The organism is Pararhodobacter sp. SW119 (genome assembly GCF_017811755.1).
GTDB lineage: Bacteria > Pseudomonadota > Alphaproteobacteria > Rhodobacterales > Rhodobacteraceae > Pararhodobacter.
This window is the reverse complement of the sequence record NZ_JADDJF010000180.1, coordinates 1-701: the sequence shown is the minus strand read 5'-3', so window position 1 is coordinate 701 and position 701 is coordinate 1. Positions and strand designations below refer to the sequence as shown.

The window sequence follows — 701 nt, the reverse complement described above, 5'->3', positions numbered from 1 at the left end:
GATCCGGGAAGTGCCGCGAAGCTCTCGGGTCTCGTTCCGCGTCCATTATAGGTCGCATGCCCGACGAGCCCCGGAACCGGCCCGGGCGGCGGGGTGTCGGGCTGCGGATCGATCCAATTCCAGACGCCGGGATTGCTGGCTTTGCCGGCTTTCAGTTGTAGCGGTGGGTCGAACTGCTCTGCTTCGGTGATCGTGTTGAATCCGCGCTTATCTTCCCAGCTTGATCCGGGCATCCGCAGGTACAATTCACTGGTTGCGCGCGGAAGACGCCACGCTTCCTGCAACCAGTCGTTATCTGGAAGAGCCGCCATCGCCAGAACGGTTGGAGCAGAGCGACCCGCGTCCCAAGATGTCTGGCCCGAGGTTGTTGGCGCCGTGCCCTTGTTGAGGAACTGCGGGACGGCAGCCTGATCGATACCAAGCTGCACGAGACCGATGAAGATGTCGCGTTTTTGCTGCCAAGGACAATCAGCGATCAGTGCCTCCAGCATGGCTCCCATGTAATCGGCAATCTCGCGGCGATAGGGCATCGGTTTGCCGTCCGCCTGCCAGAGCGGCGTGACATTCCTGATCTGGGTAGATCTCGCAGACCATGCCTGCCAGCAGCGGCGGGCATCGCGACTCATCTTCTGCCAGTACTCGGGATGCGTCGCCGGCGTGCGCAATGTCTTGTGCGTGAAACTCAGGCGCGGCAGGTTTTC

The 701-nt window shown here is 61.6% G+C and carries 1 protein-coding gene; it reads right to left on the bottom strand.

Features of this window, described 5'->3' with window-relative positions:
- On the bottom strand, window positions 1-701 hold a 701-nt coding region (locus IM708_RS21150; RefSeq protein WP_209428517.1), incomplete at both ends, for a hypothetical protein.